Raw genomic sequence first — 4,432 nt, forward strand, 5'->3', positions numbered from 1 at the left:
ATACTGATTAGTGGYCCAGTGTTATTGTAGCTAACGAAGTACAAGGAAAATATTAAACAGTTAGCTTTAGAGATAAAACGATTGATGAAGGAATATCATGAGGARGTTGCAGCGGCGAGAGAAAAGAARAAGYCGTGGAGGAAGTTCTGGTGACGATATTTTTTTAAATCACARAAATATAGAAATATCCCTATTTCTATGTAGGGATATTTCTAWATYTCTTTTAATAATTTAAATTTACTTTTCTGTTCGGGAGTTAATTGATTTTCTACATAATGATGTATAAGTAAATCTATTATTTCATGATCATATTTCTTATTAGTGAGCTTCATTAGTGCTCCAAGCTCTTCATGAGATTGGCTAGAGATTTTAATACTGCTCTGTTGGTTTTTAAATTCCTTTTTCTCTTACTCATTTTTAGGTGAAGAAACAGGAGTATCTTCGCTATTTTTGATAACAAAAGTAGGGATATATAGAAATAGGGATATTCCTATGCTGCGGGAGAAGAACACAGCGATGATATGTGGTACATGTAATAGAATTATAGAATTAACGGATAATGCCTAAACCATCGATGTCAAAAGAGATTGACTACAATGAAAATGAAACTAAAAGGATACTCCTGATCTTGAAGAGATAAAAAGAATAGCGCTACTAGCACAAAAATAATGGGATGTTACTACTGATTAGTGGCGTAGTGTTATTGTAGCTAAGTACAAGGAAAATATTAAACAGTTAGCTTTAGAGACAAAACGATTGATTAAGGTGTTAAGTGACAAAAAAGTTGTTTAATTCTTATTGGACTAACAGGCAGGTTAGTTGAAGAGTGTTAGTTAACTTGTGTTCAACAATTGGGCCGGATTTTTGAGAATCCTTCTCAAAGAGAGTTAGTTATTTATGTTAAAATATTGCGAGTGAAATCAGGTTCTTAACGATTTTATCAAATATCAAGCAAAATAATTCAGAAACGAAGAAGGGACAGTACTAACATGGAAAACGTATCAAATGTAGATAAATTGGAATCAATAAAATCTTTACAATCGACAATCAGTAAACTCGAAAATGCCTTGTCACAGATGACTCAGAAAGGCGCAAATACTACCTTAGTAAAGAAACGACTCAAAGCTGTTTGCATCGGCTTAGCAATGCTAGAAAACGTTTGGAATCAAAGGCCCTATCATTACACCCAGGAAGATTTAGCAGAAGCTCGCAATGTTCTTACTGGTTTGCTTCCATCAATTGAGAACATTTATGATAAGTCAAAGGCTGGTAGTCCCCAAAGAACGCTTTTAGAAAGGAGAATAAAAGCGTTGAAACTAGCTATCCAAGTGATTGACAATTTTCCTAATAAATAACTTATCTAACTAAATAGAGTAACGAGTGCTTTAGTTCCATAAGAATTAAACAACTTTACTACAAAAAAATGTAGCAAGGCTCTTATATTTTTATATCGAAATTAAATAACCTTATTATCACTTTACATAAGGAATATCATGAGGAAGTTGCAGCGGCAAACGAGAAGAAAAAGTCGTGGAGGAAGCTCTGGTGACGGTATTTTTTTAAACTACGAAAATTTAGAAATATCCCTATTTAGAAATAGGGATATTTCTAAATTTCTAAATCTCTGTTAATATTTTAAATTTCATTTTCTGTTCAGGAGTTAATTCATTTTCTACATAACGATTTATAAGTAAATCAATTATTTCATGAGCATATTTTGTATTAGTGAGTTTCATTAGTGCTTCGAGTTCTTCCTTAGATTGACTAGAAATTTTAATACTTCCCTGTTGGTTTTTAAATTGCTTTTTCTCCGGTGTTTGCTCCTTCTTTTTCGCCTGCTGATTCACTTGTTTTTGTTCATTTATAGGTGGAGAAGCAGGAGTATCTTCGCTACTTTGTGTTACAACTGAATCCTCGTTTGGGATATAAGGATCTGTTGGGTCAAAATTGCTCTTTTTTCTGCCTAATAATCCAGGAGTTCTTGCCATGTTATACACCAACCTTCAGACTTTCAAAAATATTGATACGAGATAATAATTCATCACTAATTTTTTCGTATAGTTCTATTACATTTAAATCATGTCTATCATTTTCAGTAATACCGTTAACATCAAACCTTTTAATACGTTCCATCTGTGGAACGATATTTTTAAATAGGTTTTCTTCACCAAAAATTTCACGAGCATTTTCCATAATGTATTCATCCACTTTACCATTATTTTTTAATAGCACTGGAAGAATACCTACAACCTCAATATCAAGATCATATTGCTCTTTTAATTTTATTAGTTGGTTAATGTAGTTTTCCGCACCAGTAAGAGAACGTTCTTGTGTTTGTAGAGCTATAAGAACATAATCAGAAGCTACAACTGCATTTTTTGTGACTTCAATTGACATAGGTGGAACATCGATAAATATGTAATCGTATTTATGTTTTATTTTCTCAAGTAATCCCTTAAAGTAGTAATCTTCTTCTACTTCAGAAGAACACGATTTATATAGAAATTTTGCGAAATCTTGAAAATCAACGTAAGAAGGAATTAAATATAAATTTTCCATTATTTTAACTTCTAATCCATCTAAATTCCCCTCTTGAATTCCTTTCATTAATGTTTTTTTTACAGTTACATTTTCGTCAGGATTAAGGGTAGATTTTGTTAACATTAGAGATTTTGTTGCATTACTCTGTGGATCAAGGTCAACGAGTAAAGTTCGTTTCCCCTTTTTTGCGAATTCATAAGAGTTTAATACAGCATTAGTGGTTTTACCAACGCCCCCTTTGTAGTTCCCAACAGTAATTGTAATAGCCATTTATACCACTCCAGTTATCTATTTAAAAAATTCCCTATATCCCTATTTCTGTATTTTTGGTACCGAAATCAAGGTATAGGGAAATATCCATTTATAGAAATAGGGATATTTCTATATTGTAAATAAAATTATAGCAGTGATATGTGGTACATGCAATAGAATCTGCCAATTATATCATTCCAGATATTTTTTTAGAACTTCCCCAATATCCCATTGCAATATTTTTGATAGCAGAAGTAGGGATATAGGGAAATATCCATTTATAGAAATAGGGATATTTCTATATTGTAAATAAAATTATAGCAGTGATATGTGGTACATGCAATAGAATCTGCCAATTATATCACTCCAGATATTTTTTTAGAACTTCCCCAATATCCCATTGCAATATTTTTGATAGCAGAAGTAGGGATATAGGGAAATATCCACTTATAGAAATAGGAATATTCCTATATTGTGAAGAAGGTTGTAACAGTGATATGTGGTACATGTAATAGAATCTGCCATTTATGCTGTTAAGCGACAGAAAAGTCGCTTAAAAAATAATAAAGGTGTTTAAAAAAATGCGGGTCATTCTATTCAATAATCGGGCCAGATTGTTGAAGAACATCTTAGAGAATATGAAGGTTTGTACTTTAGCTAAAGGGAGTTTAGTTGAGTAAGAGGAATAGATAAAAAGATGTCGAATTTATATACTTGTTGAAATTGAGGACTTGGAGGATACATTTTGAAGAAATATGAGTTTAAAAATAACATTCCAACATTGGAAGAATACAAATATTTGTGCGAGTCTGTGGGATGGACTAATTATATGAATTTTGAAGTGGTGGAAACATCACTGAAGAATTCTATTCACTGCATCACAGTCAATGATAATGAACAAATTGTGGGCATGGGGAGAATTGTTGGTGATGGGGCTATCTATTTCTATATTCAAGATATAGTGGTTCATCCAGATTATCAGAAAAATGGTATTGGGAAAGAAATAATGAATATTTTGGTTGAATACTTAAATCGGAATGCCCCTGATAAGGCGTTTGTCGGTTTGTTTGCATCACAAGGTAAAGAATCGTTCTATGAAAAATATGATTTTAAAGATTACTCACCAAACATGACGGGGATGTTTACTGTAATTTCAAAAAAATAAACATAATAGATTTTTAATTGTAGGAGAAGACATCAATATTAAAGAAATTGTTCTCGCAGTAACCTTTTCATTATTAAGCTAAGGGGATGCTTATCTTCAATAAGATCTTCCACAATCGGGCGCGATTGTGGAGCAAACACAGATAGAAAATGATTAAACTTTTTTATAAAAAATTATTCACTAGCAACAAACAACCTAAGCATTTTGATCAAACTTTATTACAAACCAACAGTATCTTCGCTATTTTTGATAACAAAAAGTAGGGATATATAGAAATGTCTACTTATGGAAATAGGGATATTTCTATATTGCAGGAAAAGAGAACGGCGATGATATGTGGTACATATAATAGAATTAACGAATAATGCCTAAACCATTGATGTCAAAGGCGATTAACTACAATGAAAATAAAGGATATTCCAGATTTTGAAGAGATAAAAAGAATGGCGCTACTGGCTTATAAACAATGGAGGG

General features: G+C 31.9%; 4 protein-coding genes and 1 pseudogene. 2 read left to right on the forward strand and 3 right to left on the reverse strand.

Translation table 11 applies throughout. The annotated features are described in order from the left end of the window. Positions 1-212: 212 nt before the first annotated feature. Positions 213-455 (reverse strand): annotated as a pseudogene (locus AC1DIT_RS27270) (hypothetical protein). 534 nt (positions 456-989) lie between these two features. Between AC1DIT_RS27270 and AC1DIT_RS27275 the strand changes: the two are divergent. Continuing rightward, positions 990-1,355, forward strand: coding sequence for a hypothetical protein (locus AC1DIT_RS27275; protein WP_016113541.1), 366 nt, complete (start codon positions 990-992; stop codon positions 1,353-1,355). 261 nt (positions 1,356-1,616) lie between these two features. Here AC1DIT_RS27275 and AC1DIT_RS27280 read toward each other — a convergent pair whose 3' ends face one another. Then, a complete protein-coding gene (locus AC1DIT_RS27280) occupies positions 1,617-1,988 on the reverse strand; it encodes a hypothetical protein (RefSeq protein ID WP_016113542.1) in 372 nt (123 codons plus the stop codon). A 1-nt stretch (position 1,989) separates the two neighbouring features. Beyond that, positions 1,990-2,811: a ParA family protein gene (locus AC1DIT_RS27285; RefSeq protein WP_016113543.1), complete on the reverse strand. Its 822-nt coding sequence runs from the start codon at positions 2,809-2,811 to the stop codon at positions 1,990-1,992. 727 nt (positions 2,812-3,538) lie between these two features. Between AC1DIT_RS27285 and AC1DIT_RS27290 the strand changes: the two genes are divergently transcribed. Then, the gene (locus AC1DIT_RS27290) at positions 3,539-3,958 is read left to right on the forward strand and encodes a GNAT family N-acetyltransferase (protein WP_016113544.1); all 420 of its coding nucleotides are present in this window, start codon (positions 3,539-3,541) and stop codon (positions 3,956-3,958) included. The last annotated feature ends 474 nt before the right edge of the window (positions 3,959-4,432 follow it).

It is taken from the genome of Bacillus sp. 05T22 (assembly GCF_056396765.1).